Annotated in this window: 21 protein-coding genes and 1 tRNA gene; 14 read left to right on the top strand and 8 right to left on the bottom strand. The window is 67.7% G+C overall.

Annotated features, from left to right (window positions below):
- Positions 1-317: 317 nt before the first annotated feature.
- The 3 genes from ACWD5F_RS17985 to ACWD5F_RS17975 are packed head-to-tail and all read right to left on the bottom strand — an operon-like array spanning position 318 to position 1598.
- Positions 318-716 carry a hypothetical protein gene (locus ACWD5F_RS17985; protein ID WP_451255968.1) on the bottom strand — a complete coding sequence of 133 codons (399 nt, stop codon included), beginning with the start codon at positions 714-716 and terminating at the stop codon, positions 318-320.
- Complete coding sequence (locus ACWD5F_RS17980; protein WP_451255355.1) at positions 716-1144, bottom strand: ATP-binding protein; 429 nt, start codon at positions 1142-1144, stop codon at positions 716-718. Before ACWD5F_RS17980 ends, ACWD5F_RS17985 begins: the two co-directional genes overlap by 1 nt.
- Before the next feature lie 46 nt (positions 1145-1190).
- Complete coding sequence (locus ACWD5F_RS17975) at positions 1191-1598, bottom strand: NUDIX hydrolase (protein WP_451255966.1); 408 nt, start codon at positions 1596-1598, stop codon at positions 1191-1193.
- Between the two features lie 109 nt (positions 1599-1707).
- Here ACWD5F_RS17975 and ACWD5F_RS17970 point away from each other — a divergent pair, with 109 nt between their 5' ends.
- The 10 genes from ACWD5F_RS17970 to ACWD5F_RS17925 all read left to right on the top strand — a co-directional run bounded on the left by ACWD5F_RS17970 (position 1708) and on the right by ACWD5F_RS17925 (position 8649).
- Positions 1708-2499: a GntR family transcriptional regulator gene (locus ACWD5F_RS17970; RefSeq protein WP_392658883.1), complete on the top strand. Its 792-nt coding sequence runs from the start codon at positions 1708-1710 to the stop codon at positions 2497-2499.
- Between the two features lie 169 nt (positions 2500-2668).
- Positions 2669-3025 carry an SCO3933 family regulatory protein gene (locus tag ACWD5F_RS17965; RefSeq protein WP_451255352.1) on the top strand — a complete coding sequence of 119 codons (357 nt, stop codon included), beginning with the start codon at positions 2669-2671 and terminating at the stop codon, positions 3023-3025.
- Positions 3025-4401 (top strand): FtsK/SpoIIIE domain-containing protein, encoded by a 1377-nt coding sequence (locus tag ACWD5F_RS17960; RefSeq protein WP_451255350.1) that lies wholly within the window; start codon positions 3025-3027, stop codon positions 4399-4401. The genes ACWD5F_RS17965 and ACWD5F_RS17960 overlap by 1 nt, the downstream gene beginning before the upstream one ends.
- A gap of 84 nt (positions 4402-4485) precedes the next feature.
- Positions 4486-5118: a DUF2637 domain-containing protein gene (locus tag ACWD5F_RS17955; protein ID WP_451255348.1), complete on the top strand. Its 633-nt coding sequence runs from the start codon at positions 4486-4488 to the stop codon at positions 5116-5118.
- Positions 5119-5132: 14 nt separating this feature from the next.
- Entirely contained in the window at positions 5133-5324 is a 192-nt protein-coding gene (locus ACWD5F_RS17950) for a mobile element transfer protein (protein WP_062244619.1), read from the top strand.
- 16 nt (positions 5325-5340) lie between these two features.
- The gene (locus tag ACWD5F_RS17945; protein WP_451255346.1) at positions 5341-5526 is read left to right on the top strand and encodes a hypothetical protein; all 186 of its coding nucleotides are present in this window, start codon (positions 5341-5343) and stop codon (positions 5524-5526) included.
- Positions 5527-5559: 33 nt separating this feature from the next.
- Positions 5560-5808: a SpdD protein gene (locus ACWD5F_RS17940; protein ID WP_451255344.1), complete on the top strand. Its 249-nt coding sequence runs from the start codon at positions 5560-5562 to the stop codon at positions 5806-5808.
- 122 nt (positions 5809-5930) lie between these two features.
- Positions 5931-7247, top strand: a complete 1317-nt coding sequence (locus ACWD5F_RS17935) for a replication initiator (RefSeq protein ID WP_451255342.1) — start codon at positions 5931-5933, stop codon at positions 7245-7247.
- Complete coding sequence (locus ACWD5F_RS17930; RefSeq protein ID WP_451255340.1) at positions 7244-7456, top strand: excisionase family DNA-binding protein; 213 nt, start codon at positions 7244-7246, stop codon at positions 7454-7456. Before ACWD5F_RS17935 ends, ACWD5F_RS17930 begins: the two co-directional genes overlap by 4 nt.
- The gene (locus ACWD5F_RS17925; protein WP_451255338.1) at positions 7456-8649 is read left to right on the top strand and encodes a tyrosine-type recombinase/integrase; all 1194 of its coding nucleotides are present in this window, start codon (positions 7456-7458) and stop codon (positions 8647-8649) included. The genes ACWD5F_RS17930 and ACWD5F_RS17925 overlap by 1 nt, the downstream gene beginning before the upstream one ends.
- Positions 8650-8698: 49 nt before the next feature.
- Here the strand turns inward: ACWD5F_RS17925 and ACWD5F_RS17920 are convergent.
- A tRNA-Gly gene (locus tag ACWD5F_RS17920) sits at positions 8699-8772 on the bottom strand.
- 515 nt (positions 8773-9287) lie between these two features.
- Between ACWD5F_RS17920 and dcd the strand changes: the two genes are divergently transcribed.
- The 4 genes from dcd to ACWD5F_RS17900 all read left to right on the top strand — a co-directional run bounded on the left by dcd (position 9288) and on the right by ACWD5F_RS17900 (position 12434).
- Positions 9288-9863, top strand: a complete 576-nt coding sequence (gene dcd, locus ACWD5F_RS17915) for a dCTP deaminase (RefSeq protein WP_123998783.1) — start codon at positions 9288-9290, stop codon at positions 9861-9863.
- Between the two features lie 2 nt (positions 9864-9865).
- Positions 9866-10375: a phosphoribosyltransferase gene (locus tag ACWD5F_RS17910; RefSeq protein ID WP_451255336.1), complete on the top strand. Its 510-nt coding sequence runs from the start codon at positions 9866-9868 to the stop codon at positions 10373-10375.
- Positions 10376-10491: 116 nt separating this feature from the next.
- Complete coding sequence (locus ACWD5F_RS17905; RefSeq protein WP_451255334.1) at positions 10492-10956, top strand: hypothetical protein; 465 nt, start codon at positions 10492-10494, stop codon at positions 10954-10956.
- An 857-nt stretch (positions 10957-11813) separates the two neighbouring features.
- Positions 11814-12434 carry a nuclease-related domain-containing protein gene (locus ACWD5F_RS17900; protein ID WP_451255332.1) on the top strand — a complete coding sequence of 207 codons (621 nt, stop codon included), beginning with the start codon at positions 11814-11816 and terminating at the stop codon, positions 12432-12434.
- A 141-nt stretch (positions 12435-12575) separates the two neighbouring features.
- On the opposite strand, the gene ACWD5F_RS17895 is transcribed toward ACWD5F_RS17900, so the two are convergent.
- The 4 genes from ACWD5F_RS17895 to ACWD5F_RS17880 all read right to left on the bottom strand — a co-directional run bounded on the left by ACWD5F_RS17895 (position 12576) and on the right by ACWD5F_RS17880 (position 14810).
- The gene (locus ACWD5F_RS17895) at positions 12576-12968 is read right to left on the bottom strand and encodes a hypothetical protein (RefSeq protein ID WP_451255330.1); all 393 of its coding nucleotides are present in this window, start codon (positions 12966-12968) and stop codon (positions 12576-12578) included.
- A gap of 310 nt (positions 12969-13278) precedes the next feature.
- Positions 13279-13614 carry a hypothetical protein gene (locus ACWD5F_RS17890; protein ID WP_451255328.1) on the bottom strand — a complete coding sequence of 112 codons (336 nt, stop codon included), beginning with the start codon at positions 13612-13614 and terminating at the stop codon, positions 13279-13281.
- A gap of 135 nt (positions 13615-13749) precedes the next feature.
- Complete coding sequence (locus tag ACWD5F_RS17885; protein ID WP_451255326.1) at positions 13750-14187, bottom strand: hypothetical protein; 438 nt, start codon at positions 14185-14187, stop codon at positions 13750-13752.
- Positions 14188-14348: 161 nt separating this feature from the next.
- A complete protein-coding gene (locus ACWD5F_RS17880) occupies positions 14349-14810 on the bottom strand; it encodes a pyridoxamine 5'-phosphate oxidase family protein (protein WP_451255324.1) in 462 nt (153 codons plus the stop codon).
- Positions 14811-15029 lie beyond the last annotated feature (219 nt).

Genomic DNA, 15029 nt, shown 5'->3' with positions numbered 1-15029 from the left:
CGCTGCTTTGGTGCGAGTGATCATGGCCCCGTAAGCTTCCGGCGCGTCGGGCAGTCTGTGGACCTGCCCGGTAAAGCACGACGTTGGGGCCATGATCTTCGAGGCTCGCGCCAAAGTGGCTCCGTAAAGCCGTGGAGCCGACCGCCCCCGCCACGACGTACCCCTTCTCTGGCATCAGGTGGCTGCATGCTTGGAGCGCGGCACGGGCGCCGGCCGGGCTGGAGCGGGGCGGAGACAGGAGCGCAGGCCCGGCCGGGGGCCGGGCCGCGCGCGGGGAGCGGAGCGAGCCGCCTTGAACCTGTAAAGAAGGTTGTAACTCAGTCGGGCCCGTGGGGCGCCTGGGGCGCTGCGTGCGGTTTGAATTCCTGTGTGCAGGATGGAAGCTCAACGCGTCGGCGATGTGCCAGGGGTAGGAAGATCACGGGTCGGATCGTCCAGGTGATGCGGGTGTGGGCCTGGGTGAGTGTCACGGTGCATGGCTCGGCGCGTAAGAGGGCTTTCCTCGTGGTGATACGGCCGTCGTACAGCCACGCCCACGCGTCCTGAGACGCATCGGGGTCCAGTGCTGGTGAGATCGTGCGGAGTGCGACCGCCACCCATCTGTCGGCTTGTGGTGCCGTGTACGCGTCGAAGGACGCTCGGAGACTGGGTTGCGTCTGCTCGGTGAGGTCCTGGGTCCAGCACTCGCACCAGTAACCCCGTTGCGGCTTGTCCATCAGCACGGGTGTCCCCCGACCCCGGGGTCTGTGAAGAGTTCTGCGGTGACCGTGTGGCCGCCGTCGCTCTCGTGGACGACGACCCGGTGGGCGATCACGCTGACCATGCCCAGGCCTCGCCCGTGCTCGGCGTCCTGGTCCCGGCGCTCGACCTTCGGGGTGCTGCCGGCACCCCCGTCGTCCGTCACCGACAACGCGATCACCTGTGCCGATACCGCCAGGGCCAGATGGAAGCTGCCCGAGTGTTGGCCGCTGGCCGTGTGAAGGATCGCGTTCGCGCTCAGCTCGCTCACGATCAGTTCGGCGTCCTCGGCCCATGGCGATCCGTGCAGGATGTCGCGGGTCCAGCGGCGGGCCCGGCTGACCTCTTCCGGGAAACCTGGGCAAGTCAGTCCCCAGACCCGGGTTGTACTCGTATACTCGTGCATACAAGTTCCTTCGTGCTGGTAGGCCGCCATGTGCAGCGGGTTCGGGCTAGACGAGTTTCACGCCGTCATGGGCGCGGATGGCAGGCGGAGACGCCGCGTCCATCGCGTCCAGAACGCGGATGGCGTACGCCTCGTCGGCAAGCTCGGAGACTTCTTCCCGGGTGGCCCAGCGCAGGGCGCGGGTCTCGTCGCCGGTGGTGGGAGTGCCGTCGGCAGCCTGGCAGCGGAAGACCAGGGAGACGATCAGGCCCGTCATGTTCTTGTAGACGCCGGTCAGGGACGCCGGAAGGGCGATCTTGATGCCGGTCTCTTCGAGGACTTCGCGTTGCAGGGCCTCGGGGACGGTCTCCTCGCGTTCGAGGACACCACCCGGGGGCTCCCACTTGCCGTTGTCCCGGCGCTGGATCAGGAGGGCCCGGCCCAAGTCGTCGATGACGACTCCGGCGACGCTCACGGAGTGCGGGCGTTCTGTGCTCACGTTCCTCGGCCCTCTCGGATGGCTAGGCTCTCCACCGTAGCAACAACACTCACCCACACGTCTAGATACCTAAAGGAGTGCACCCGTGACCCCTGCTCTTCCCTCCGGCCAGCTCGGTGACCTCGACCCCACGAGCGATCGTGCGGTCTTCCGGCAGATCGCCGACCAGCTGCGCGAGGCCATCGACCGTGGACGGTTCAGAGAGGGCGAGAAACTGCCCTCCGAGGCGGAGCTGGTGGACCACTACGGGGTATCCCGGATGACCGTCCGCAACTCCTTCTCCATCCTCCAGGGCGAAGGACTCGTCCACGCCGAACACGGCAAGGGCGTCTTCGTCCGGCCCCGGCCACCCGTACGGCGGCTCGCCTCCGACCGCTTCGCCCGCCGGCACCGGGAGCAGGGCAAGTCCGCGTTCATCGTCGAGGCGGACACGGTCGGCAGCCATCCCCAGGTCGACAGCCTTGAGGTCAAGGAAGAGAAGGCCAGCCAGGACATCTCCACCCGGCTCGGGTCCGTACGGCGCGTGCTCGCCCGCCGGCGCCGATACCTGCTGGACGGGAAGCCGGTCGAGTTCGCCACCTCCTACCTCCCGCTCGACATTGCCCGCGGTACGCAGATCGCCGAGCCGAATCCCGGGCCCGGCGGCATCTACGCCCGACTCGAAGAACTCGGCCACCGCCTGGACCACTTCGAGGAGGAGATCCGGGCCCGGATGCCTTCGCCGGACGAGGTCAAGACGCTCCGACTGGCCTCCGGCGTGCCCGTCATCCATCTCGTCCGCACCGCCTTCGACACCGAAGGGCGGGCCGTCGAGGTCTGCGACACGGTCATGGCGGCAGACGCCTACGTCCTGTCGTACCAGCTTCCGGCGACCTGATCGTCCTGGTTTGCGGTGGTGCGCGGGGCGCTCTCTCGAACTCGTACACCTCAGCATGCATACTCGTATAGACGAGTGGGCAAGTTGTGTGGCAGGGTGATCGTCGTGAGCCCGGGAGATCGGGTTCACAGATCGCTACATGTATAGACGAGTAGATAGGGAAGCTGTCTTGCGTACCATCCGTGTTGAGACCTCCGCCGCCACGATCCTCCTCACCGAGGCACCTGAGCCCAAGGTCCGTGACCGTCAGACCGGCGAGATCGCCAAGGACGCCGTCAGTGGTGAGGCGCTGATGACACTCGGCGTCGTCTACATCGAGGACGGAGAGTCCTCGCTGATCAAGGTCACCGTGCCCGAGGGCGGTGTCTCCGAGGGCCTGAACCTGGGCGCTCCGGTCTCGCTGCCGGGGCTCGTCGCCCGGCCGTGGGAGTCCGTGTTCAACGGCCAGCAGCGTCACGGCATCGCCTACCGGGCCGCCGCCGTCACCCCGGCCGTGTTCCCGGCCGCCATGGGGGCCACCGCCTGATGACCGACCTGACGACACTCCTGGAGGTGGGTGGTCCCCTCGCCGCGCTCGGCGGCGGGACCGCCTACACCCGGGCCAAGTACCCGGCGGTCTACTGGTCCGCCGTCGGCGGCCCGATATCCACCGCGCGCCTGCTCAGTTCGTACACCTCCGTCATGGAGGCGTGCGGCTTGACCGTCGCCCCGTCCCGGCTGCGGGTCCTCGCCGTCAAGGCCACCACCCGGCGTGAGGTCCGGCCGGTCCCACCCCGCCGGGGCGTCATCCGGCCCACCTCGACCGGGATGCGCATCCGGCTGCGGCTCGCCCCCGGCCAGGAACCTGCCGACGTCGCCGCCTCGGCCGAACGGCTGCGGCATGCATGGGGAGTTCACGCCGTCTACGTCACCACCGTCAAGCCGGGTGTCGTCGAACTGCGGCTCGTAGGCTACGACGTGCTGCGGCGGGTGCGGATGCCCCGCAAGACCGGCTCCGGGTTCCTCAAGGTGCCGGTCGCCCTGCGGGAGGACGCAACTCCCTTCGTACGGGACTACCGCACCGTTCCCCACCAACTCACCCTCGGTGCCACCCTGTCCGGCAAGTCCATGTACCTGCGCCACATCGTTGCCGGACTGGCCCCTCAGCCCCTTGCCCTCGTCGGCATCGACTGCAAGCGCGGCGTGGAACTGGCGCCCTTCGCTCCTCGCCTGTCCGCCCTCGCCACCGATCCGGACGAAGGCGCCGCACTGCTGCCCGTGCTGGTGAAGGAAATGGAGGACCGATACGACCTGATCAAGGCCCGACAGGGCATCGCGCCCGACACCCCGGACGAGGAGATCACCTCCGACATCTGGGGCCTGCCCGAGAGTGAACGGCCCACCCCCGTCGTCCTGTTCGTCGATGAGGTGGCCGAACTCTTCCTCACCGCCACCCGCAAGGACGAGGAGCGCCGGGACGAGATGGTCACCCAGCTCATCCGCCTCGCCCAGCTCGGCCGCGCGGCCGGCATCTACCTGGAGGTCTGCGGGCAGCGCTTCGGCGCCGAACTCGGCAAGGGCGCCACCATGCTCCGCGCCCAGCTCACCGGCCGCGTCTGCCACCGCGTCAACGACGAAGCCTCCGCCAAGATGGCCCTCGGCGACATCGCCCCGGAAGCGGTCTCTGCCGCCTGCGCCATCGCCCCCGAACTGCCGGGCCTTGCCGTCGCGGGCGACACCTCCGGCGGCTGGTCCCGCATCCGCACCCCGTATCTCTCCCTCGGCGACGCCGCCGAGATCTGCCGGGAATCGGCGCACCTGGTCCCCGACCTGCCCGCGCTCAAGCCCTTCCGGCCCGCCATCCCCGTACGCCCCACCGAGACCCCGGCCCCGGCAGTCCTCCCGCACCCGGCGACCGACTAACGCACACCTCTGCACCCGGTCGGCGTGACCGCCTCACGCCACGTCCCTACCCCTGCCATGCCCGAAACCGAAAGGAGCCGGACCGTGCGCGCCCATCTGGCCCGTGTCGACGCGGTGTTGGTCCAGGCGCTCATCGCCGCCGCACTGTCCTTCGCCCACATCCACGACATCGCCATGGCGGCCGGACAGGACGGATGGAAAGCGTGGGCCTACCCGACCAGCGTTGACCTGCTGCTTGTCGCCGCATGGCGCCGACTCCGCACCGGTACGGCCAAAGCGGCGGCCTGGTGCTGGTTCGTCATCGCCCTCACCGCATCCCTCGGCGCCAACGTCGCCACCGCCGGACTCCTCGACATGACCGACGTGCCTGCCTGGCTGCGCATCCTCGTCGCGGGCTGGCCCGCGGTCGCCTTCCTCGGAGGAACTCTCCTCGCCCACTCGGCGCCTAAAACGGCCACCGAGGAGAACGGCACGGAACTCATCGAGGACCAGGAGGACGAGCCCGAAGCCACACCCGAGACGTCCGCCCAACCCGTCGCCATCGAGCCAGCACCGACCACCCCGCCCGTTCCGGTGCCGACCGCCCTGGTCGACCACGCCCGCAAAGTCGCCACCGAACACCACACCCGCACCGGTGTCCGGATCGACACCCCCACCCTCCGCGCCCGCCTCGGCATTCCCGCGCCCCTGGCCGAAGCCATCGCCGCCCAACTCTGAAGGGAGAACCCCGCATAACCGCCAACCGCCGCTTCCGCAACGTCACCCGCATCGGCCCCGTCCAGGTCGCCACCTCCTACGACGGCCGGGGCCGCGAGAAGCACACCGCCGCCTGCACCGCCCCGCGCTGCAACTTCTCCGCCGACTACGACAGCCGCGCCGCCGCCGAACTGGCCGCACGCACCCACCGCTGCCCCGTCCGCTGAAAGGACCCACCACCCCGTGACCGTCAGCCTCCCCCTCGTCGTCATCCTCGGCTTCTTCGCCTGGGGAGCGGTCAAGTTCCTCGGCGTCCGCACCTGGATCGTCGCCCTGATCGCCCTGTTCGGCTTCTGGCTCTCCCACACCTTCCTCGCCCCCGCCATCGAATCCGGCACACGCTCCGGCGTGACCGTCATAAACGGCTGACACATCTAGACGAGTAGATAAGGACTCCGGGCCATGTTCCTGCCCAAGTACCCCGACAACCCCACGCCGCCGCCGGCACACACCCACACCGCAACGACCGTCCCGGCGCCCGCCCGCCGCTCGCTGCCGTCGGTGTCCATCGATCAGAAGACGGTCGTCGCCCTGGTCGTCGGAGGAGTCGTCCTCACCGCGCTCCTGGCCGCCGTCGCCGTCACGGCCATCTCCGTCGCCGTGGCCGCCGTGGTCCTGCGCTCGATGCTCCGCGACCAGCACCGCCGCTGAAACAACGCCCGGCCTCCGGGGCGACGGCACACGACCAAGCATTACGCCGCCCCGGAGGCCTTCCTCCCGACCGAGCCAGTCAGAAGGGAAACGCCATCTTCACCCGCACCACCCCGGCCCCCGTGCCGGAACTCGCGAACCTGGCCGCCCAGGGCACCCTCCCCGGTATCCTCCGCCAACTCTCCGGCCTCGGCGGCTGCACCCATCCCATCCGCCTCGACGGCCACCGCACCGAATACGACCTCGACACCACCACCGGCGAGATCGGCCGCATCCTCCAGCACCTCGACTCGACCAGCCTCCCCGCCGGACAACTCCTCGTCCGCTGCAACAACCGCCGCACCACCCGCTGCCCGGCCTGCGCCGAGGTCTACCGCCGCGACACCTTCCACCTCATCACCGCCGGACTGCGCGGCGGCAAAGGCACCCCGGAACAGGTCGGCACCCACCCCCGCGTCTTCGCCACCTTCACCGCCCCCGGCTTCGGCCCGGTCCACAACCGCCGTACCGACGGGCGCCCTTGCCGCTGCGGCCTCCACCACGACCAGGAGGACGACACCCTCGGCACCCCACTCAACCCCGACACCTACGACTACGAAGCCGCCGTCCTCTGGAACGCCCACGCAGGCCAACTCTGGCGCCGCTTCTCGATCTACCTCCGCCGGGAAGTCGCCAAGCGCGCAGGCCTGAGCCAACGCCGTCTCCGCGACCACGCGCGCGTGTCCTTCGCCAAGGTCGCCGAGTACCAAAAGCGCGGAGCCGTCCACTTCCACGCAGTCATCCGCATCGACGGCTCGGAAGGCGGCAACACCCCACCGCCCGCCTGGGCCACGGCCGAACTCCTCACCGACGCCATAGAAACTGCCGCCACCAAGGTCCGAGTCGACGGCCCCGTCATCGACGGCCGCACCCACACCTTCACCTTCGGCCGCCAGCTCGACGTCCGCACTATCCGATCCGCCGACTTCAACGAGGGCCAGGAACTTACCGAACATGCTGTCGCCGCCTACATCGCCAAGTACGCCACCAAGGGCGCCGAAACAGCGATCGGCGCCCTTGACCGCCCACTGAAGTTCGTCGTCGAACTTGCCCAACTCGACATCAGCGACCACGCCCGCCAACTCATCCGAACCGCCTGGGCCCTCGGCGCCCGCAAGAGCCTCGAACACCTCCGCCTGCGCGCCTGGGCCCACATGCTCGGCTTCCGCGGCCACTTCTCCACCAAATCCCGCCGCTACTCCACCACCCTCGGCGCCCTCCGCGACGCCCGCGCCGAATGGCGCCGCGCCCAAGCCGCACCAGACGCCAACCCCCACCCGGAGACGACGTACGTCCTCGCCCACTGGGTCTTCGCCGGAACCGGCCTCTCCGACACCGAAGCCTGGCTTTCCGCCTCACTCGACCCCGCCCCCGGAACGGAAGGAGAACCCACCGCATGACCGACCGCTACCTGTCCGTCGACCAGGTCGCCGAGCTGCTCGGCACGACCGCCCGCTTCCCCCGGCGGCTGATCGAGGAACGGCGCATCCGGTACGTGAAGGTCGGCCGGCACGTGCGTATCCCGGAGAGCGCGGTGGAGGAGTTCATCCAGGCCCGGACGGTTCAGCCGTTGAGGCGGCCTCGCCCGAGCTACAGGAGGGCTGCCTGATGGCCAACCGCAAGGGCAGGCGTCGCCGCTTCGGCGCGATCCGACGGCTTCCGTCCGGCCGCTACCAGGCGCGCTATCCGGGCCCGGACGGCGTGATGCGTCCCGCCCCCGACACCTTCGCGACCACGGCGGACGCTGACGACTGGCTGGCTGAGAAGCAGACGGAGATCAGGCGGGGGGAGTGGCGCGACCCGGAGGCTGGGTCGGTCAACTTCAAGGTGTACGCGGAAAAGTGGGTGGAGGAACGGGAGCTCTCCGTCCTCAGTGAGGATCTCTACCGCTACCTCCTCAACGACCACATCATCCCGACCTTCGGCGAATCGGACCTCGACGAGATCACTGCACCTCACGTCCGCGAATGGCGTGCCGAACGCCTCCGCACGACCGGTGCCAAGACCACGACCGCCAAGGCGTACCGCCTGCTGAAAGGGATCATGGAGACGGCGGTGGACGACGACCTGATCAAGCGCAACCCGTGCCGGATCAAGGGCGCCGGAAAGGAGAAGGCGGCCGAACGCCGTATCGCCACCGTCGCCCAGGTGGACGCCCTCGCCGATCAGCTCGGCCCACGCTGGCGCCTCATGGTCTTCCTCGGCGCCTACGGCCCTCTCCGCCCCGAGGAACTCGCGGGCCTTCGCCGCCGGGACATCGACCTCGACCAGCTGAAGATCACGGTCCGCCTCGCTGAGCCGGAGCGTACGAACGGCCGCCGCGCCCCCGGCGACACCAAGTCCGAGGCCGGTACCCGGACCGTCCACCTGCCCGAGTTCCTCCGCCCGGAGCTGCGCATCCACATGGAGCTGTTCGCGGGCAAGGGGCCTGACGGGCTGGTCTTCCTCGGCGAGAAGGGCGCCCCGTTCCGGCGCAGCAGCTTCGGCCGGAAGTGGCGGAAGGCGCGGACCGTCGTCGGCGTCCCCGAGGGCTTCCGGTTCTACGATCTCCGCCACACCGGACACACGCTCTCGACCCGCTCGGGTGCCACCCTCAAGGACACGATGGTCCGTGCCGGCCAGTCGTCCGAGAAGGCGGCGCTGATCTACCAGCATTCCGACGACGACCGACAGCAGGAAGTTGCTGCCGGGCTCGACGCGACCGTACGCAGGGCGCGCCAGGAAGCTGCTGGTGTGCCGGATGATCCGCCGGGTACGGCGGACGATCAGCGTTCTGGCACGAATCTGGCACGCGACCGCTGATCACCACGCACAACAAAAAGGCCCAGGTCGCTGATCTGGGCCTAATTCATGGAGCGGGTGACGAGAATCGAACTCGCACTCTCAGCTTGGGAAGCTGATGTTCTACCACTAAACTACACCCGCGTAAGACGCCGGTTGAGCCGGTGTCGAATGCCCGCTCACTCTACCTCATGCCTGGCCCCCGGCGCTGAAGCCGTGGGGCCAGGTGGCGTTTCGGAGGGTGGACGCGCGTGCGGGCGGCCGGAGTTGGGGCGTACGGTGGAGACGTGGAAGAGGGTCCGGGCGGGACCGGAGTGCCGCCTGGTGAGTCGTCTCTTTGATCCCGTAATGTGGCTTTTCGTCGTCAGGTCAGCAGCAGCCAGACGCGGCTCTTGGGGAAGGGACTCATGGACTTGATGGAGCGCACCGTCGTCCGTTGTGCGGATGGGCACGTGTTCAGTACCGCTTCGTTCCCGATGCAGCAGGCCGAGCGACTCGGCCCCGGCCGGCTCGTACGGTGTCCACGGTGTGCCCGGCTCCGAAGTGTGGTGCCGGTCAGCCTTGAGAAGCAGTAAGCGGCAGTAGGGAAGCGACAAAGAAGCAGGCGCGCGGGTCCGTCCGGTTGTGGTCGGTCCGCGCGTCTTGCGTATCCTCGGGGCGTGCTTCTCTCAGACAAGGACATCCGGGCCGAGATCGACTCCGGGCGAGTACGGATCGATCCCTACGACGAATCCATGGTGCAGCCGTCCAGTGTCGACGTGCGCCTCGACCGCTACTTCCGGGTGTTCGAGAATCACCGCTACCCCCACATCGACCCGTCCATCGAACAGGCGGATCTGACGCGGCTGGTGGAGCCGGAGGGCGACGAGCCGTTCATCCTCCACCCCGGGGAGTTCGTGCTCGCCTCGACGTACGAGGTCATCAGCCTCCCCGACGATCTGGCCTCGCGCCTGGAGGGGAAGTCCTCCCTCGGCCGGCTCGGACTCGTCACGCACTCCACCGCCGGCTTCATCGACCCGGGCTTCTCCGGTCACGTGACCCTCGAGCTCTCCAACCTCGCCACTCTCCCCATCAAGCTCTGGCCGGGCATGAAGATCGGCCAGCTGTGCATGTTCCAGCTCAGTTCGGCGGCGGAGTTCCCGTACGGGAGTGAGCGGTACGGCTCCCGCTACCAGGGTCAGCGCGGCCCGACCGCGTCCCGCTCCTTCCTCAACTTCCACCGGACGCAGGTGTGAGCATGAGCGACATACGGGAGAACCTGACGTACGAGACGTTCGGCGTCGCCGTGCGCGAGCTCGCGCAGACGATCGCCGACGACGGGTACGAGCCCGACGTCGTCCTCAGCATCGCCCGCGGCGGCGTCTTCGTCGCCGGCGGGCTCGCCTACGCCCTGGACTGCAAGAACATCAGCCTCGTGAACGTCGAGTTCTACACGGGCGTAGGCACCACCCTCGAAATGCCGGTCATGCTCGCGCCCGTCCCCAACGTCATCGACTTCTCCGACAAGAAGGTCCTGATCACCGACGACGTCGCCGACACCGGCAAGACCCTCAAACTGGTGCGCGACTTCTGCCTCGACGCGGTCGCGGAGGTGCGCAGCGCGGTCATCTACGAGAAGTCGCAGTCGCTGGTGAAGTGCGAGTACGTGTGGAAGCGGACGAACGAGTGGATCAACTTTCCGTGGAGTGTTTTGCCTGTAGTACGTAGGTCGGGGGAGCCGGTCACGCCGTCCAAGGAAGCGCTCTAGCGACAATGACGGGGTCCTGGTCGGCGCGCGGTGTTAGCGGATCTTGGTCATCTGGGTAGCACACCTCGGTGGACTGGATATCGCCGGTGAGCACCTTGGCAGGAGCCGTAGTCGGTGTGAGTTCCGCACTGATCGCCGACCGCATCCGTTGGCGTCGTGACCAGGAGAGGGACGGATCTCAGACGCGCAGGGTCGTGTACTCCGACTTCCTCATGGCGCTGAGTCAAGCGCACTCCGACATGCGGACGGTTGTCCTCCAGTTCGATCGCTCGACCGGTGATCGCCTCTACGGTGACGTTCATCAGGCCCTCGACGGCTCGGGCATCTGGCGGCTGCGGCAGAGCCTGTCACTGACCGCTTCGGCCGAGATCATCGAGCTGGCTGTGAGGGCATGTGACGCACTGACTCAGATGAGAGACAGGCTCATCGAAGACCCTGACGTCAGAGGCGACGCGTACTTTCGGGCCCGGGCTGCCCTCTGGAGGGAGAACGCTCACCTTCGGGAGGCCATGCGTAAAGACTTGGGGATGGAGGGCCCGCCGGATCCCGAGGTCGGGCAATACCGATTCCCAGCCGCCTAGATGCGAACTATGGGCAAGAGAGTTGCTGCGGGCTGCTGGGCATCCGGAGCCGATGTCGGTCGGCCGTGGTCGCGGTGGTTGTTGTACCTCGCTGCTGTACAGCAAAGGAGCTGTGCTCAGCTCGACACTGCCCCACCCGCGAAGCCAACCGCAAGGTCTCCCAGTACGTCACAAAGAGCGCTAGCCCACTGCTTCATCCTGCTCGACTTCGGTTCATCAGCCATACGGTTCTCCTCGCGCTCGTTCGTCTCCATGCTCTGGTCGTCGTCACTCAACTTCGATGCCAGAACCTTGCAGATGACAGCCGCGGAGAGGGACAGTGCGAGACCCGGCAATGCCGAGCTCAGCACAGCTCCGAGGTGACCCTAGCGTGTGCACGTAACCGACGGAGTCTCAATGGGCGAGTCGACCCCCGACCGATCTTGAAAACTGTCGTGGCGGCGACGTCACCGTGAGTTCGAATCTCACACCCACAGGCCTGCCAGGTTCACGGCCCTCTCTGCTCTCGAATGACATGAAGCGGGCTCGTACCTGATCTTCTTCCGGCTCTTTGCCGTCTGCCCGAATCACGGCCATCACTGCTAGGCGAAAGCCTTGCCTGGCTCGTTTCGCGGCGGCCAACGCGTCTTTGATTTCGGCAAGAGCAGCTTCATGCTCAGCCATGGTCTTGTCCGGGCCTGTCGCGAGCAGGCCAAGAGTGAGGGCGCCCGTAGAGCCGGGAGCGCGCCCGGCGGAGCGGAGCGCAGCCGGCTTGATGAGGTAGAGAAACCTGTAACAACGGCATGGCCGGTACGCGCCTTGGCCGGGCTACGCCTCCGTGGTGACCTGGGGAAACAGGCACTCTGGGGGAGGACCGCATGTCGGCTGTGCAAGGTGACTTAGCCCTGAACCGACCGGGAGACGCTGTTCGGCGCAAGATCTTGGAGCTACAGCCCAGCGCCTTCAAGCGGCTCGTGGGCCGGTGGCTGCGGAACTCCGAGATCTACAGCTGGAGCAACGGACTCGTCGGCGAACGCGTGACCGGTCGACGGCTCAACAGGCTCAAGGGACGTGGCTGGCACATCCTGCACGCTGTCCAGTGGTCCAGCGGCTCGGACATCGATCATCTGGCGATCGGCCCGGCCGGCGTGTTCACGATCAACTCAAAGCGCCACAAGGGGAAGACGGTCTGGTACGGCGACAGGGCGATCACGGTGAACCGCGCGGCGACACGGCACATAGCCATCAGCCAGGGTGAAGCGCTGCGTGTCTCCCGAGTCTTGTCGCAGCGCTGCGGGTTCCACGTCCCCGTTCGTCCAGTGATCGCCGTGGTGCATGCCGCAAAGCTCACGGTGAAGAGCGCGGCCCCGCCGGTCCTGGTCCTCGCAGCTGATCAAATAGATCGCGCCTTGGCAGGGCTGTCACCGACGCTCTCAAAAGATCAAACCGACCAAATCTACGCCGCGGCTCGTGATCCGCGCACGTGGGCCACTGCGTGACCGGCGTCTACGCGTCGAAGTCGTACTCAAGGATGTACGAGGCCGCGTCAAGGATCACCAGTCGGCGTTGCCTGTCGACCGTAGGCGCACGCTTGCCAACTGTGCGGTCCTCGCTGAACGGCCGTGAACGGGGGCATGCCCCTACGGGCACAACAGGTCGTGGGGCAGGTCGCAGATGTCGTCGCGTATGTGCAGTCTGCGGAGGTCCTGGACCAGTGCGACGGGGTACGGATGCATGGCCCATTTGGCGAGATAGCCGGCCTCGCCGTGCTCCGTGAGCACCGTCTGGGCCGCGTCCAGAACAGGGTGGGCGAATGCCGGACGCGGATGGGTCGACTGCCAGATCACCGTGCCCTGGGAGTCCGGAAAGTCAGGGCTGACGGCGATGTCGGGGAACTCGTGGACAGTCACGTTGACCGCGTCATCCGTTGTGCGGAGCATCCAGCGAAGTTCCTGCGGCTCGGCGTCGAAGAAGAACCGGGCCGAGCGCTGCCGCCCGTACAGCTCACCCGCTCCCGCAACAAGGTCCGCCAATGCGTCGGTGCAGTAGCTGGCGACCACCGATGCCGTCCGAGAGCCGTCGGACAGGTGGCATCTTGCCCAACCATGGCCTGTGAGTTCCCACTTCAGCTGAAAGGCACCGGCTGACCCTTGGTCCATCGGCACAGGCCCAGGCTAGTGGCATCGATTGGCCCTGAGCTTGGGAAGCTCAGGTGATCCAGGGCGGTTTGCACGGCTGACCTGCGGAGGGGCCGCGTCCCCGTGGTTCCCCGCACGATCTGGCCACGGGTCCGGCACGCGGCTTCTCGGCGGGCGCGTACTAGGTTGTTGTGGGGCCGCTCTGTCACAGCTCCACTCGGGACTCCGTTGCGCTGCTCCCTTGTCGCAGCACCACGTGCGCCGGCCTGAGTGGCAGTCCTCGGAGAATTGGCTCCATGACCTCGAAGAGCGCCTCGGCGTCCGCCCCGTAGGCGTACAGCACGGCCTCGCCTCCGCCGAACTCGTTCCCGTCGACCTCACCGACCCCCGCCTTCTCGACCGCGGCGGCCATGGCGCGCCCGGCATCGAAGATCGTTTCGCGCTCGGACGGCGAGCCGTACCGGTCATCGCTCAACCGGTAGCGGGCGATGACGGCTTGTTCCGGTGTCTCCGGTTCAGGGAGATCGAGGAGCGGGTCCATGGGCGCACGATCTCATCCGCCTCTGACAACGTGGCTGGGGCAGCTTCCTGTGTGTGATGCGCATGCTTTCCAGCTGCGGCGATGGAGCATTGGCCTCCGGGTTCGCCCCGAGGGCTGATCTCCCGTGAACCCGAGTCAGCGCACGTGCGCAGCGGCGTGAAGAACGAACCGCTCGAGAGCTACGCCAGTGAGATCGTGTCTGCGCTTGCGGTCAGCCACATCATCGGCCGAACCCACAGCTCTGGCTTCGATGACCGCCGCGTCCGCGAAGCGCACGAGTTCCTGGTCATCGGTCAGGAGCTGCATGCGCCAACGAATCTGGCGAGTGACGCCGCGCAGGCGGTGCGATTCGAGTGTCGCCGCTGTCGACTCGGGGCTCGATGGGTCGAGTTGGACGAGTTCCCACCGCCGGTACTGGCTGCTTCGATAGTCCGTCACAGCTTCCGCGAACGCGCTGTAGGCGGCCAGCCGCTCTTCGCGCAGACGGTCTGCCCGGAAGCTACGCGTCGCGAACTCCGCTGCACGGCGCTGGATTGCATGGGTGGTCAGCGCTCCGAGCAGCGTGCCGAACACAGCTACGAGACTTGCGTAGACAGCCTGCATGCGCAGAGCAAAGCAGCTGGGTCAGGGGCGCGCACTACCGCCTGCAACAGCAGGAACGCCGGGTGCTGTCGGGGATGAAGACCCCGACTTCGCCAGCAAGCCGAGGACCCCCTTCCGCAGTCCCCGCGCCACTATCCCAGCCACCCCCCATCCCGCATGACGACCCTCCCCCTGAGTTCCGGCTCGCCGCGCCACGCGCGCACCGTCCTCGGGGTCACTCGTATGTACAGGAACGCACCCTCTTCCGCCCGCGGATCCCATCCGAACTTGGCGGTGAACGCCTCCGCCGCGTCTGCGGGTACCGCATGGTCCGGGAAGCACTCCGCCTCGCCCTGGAGGAGCACCACGTCGGAGGTGTCCGGCAGGGCCAGGCGCACGCGTGGCTCTTCGCGGACGTTGCGTGCCGTCACGGACGTCGCGCCGGTGCACATCCACACGGCCCGCCCGTCCCACACGAACCACAGCGGCACCTGGTGCGGCCCGTGATCAGGGTGCGCCGTCGACACCCACACATCCCGCTCGGCGACGAGCCGCGCCATGACATCGCGCACCCGCTCGGCCGTCCCGCGGCGGACGAATCCCGTGGTCTCCATGAGGATCGACCCTAGCCAGGCAGGCGTGCGGCGCGCCTGAGGCGCAGGACCTACTCCCATCGACCCCCCATCGACCTTCCACCGACCTTCCATCGAGTGATGGAGCCCTCGGCTTCCGGTTCGGGGGGGCTACTTCGATGCCCACATCGGCCGGTCCCGCGGGCGTCATCTTGGCGTGGCACCCTGCAAGGCGGGTATAGGCGTACTGTTCCGAGGTAA

Source organism: Streptomyces sp. NPDC002499, assembly GCF_053595415.1.
This window is presented reverse-complemented; position numbering and strand designations above follow the sequence as displayed.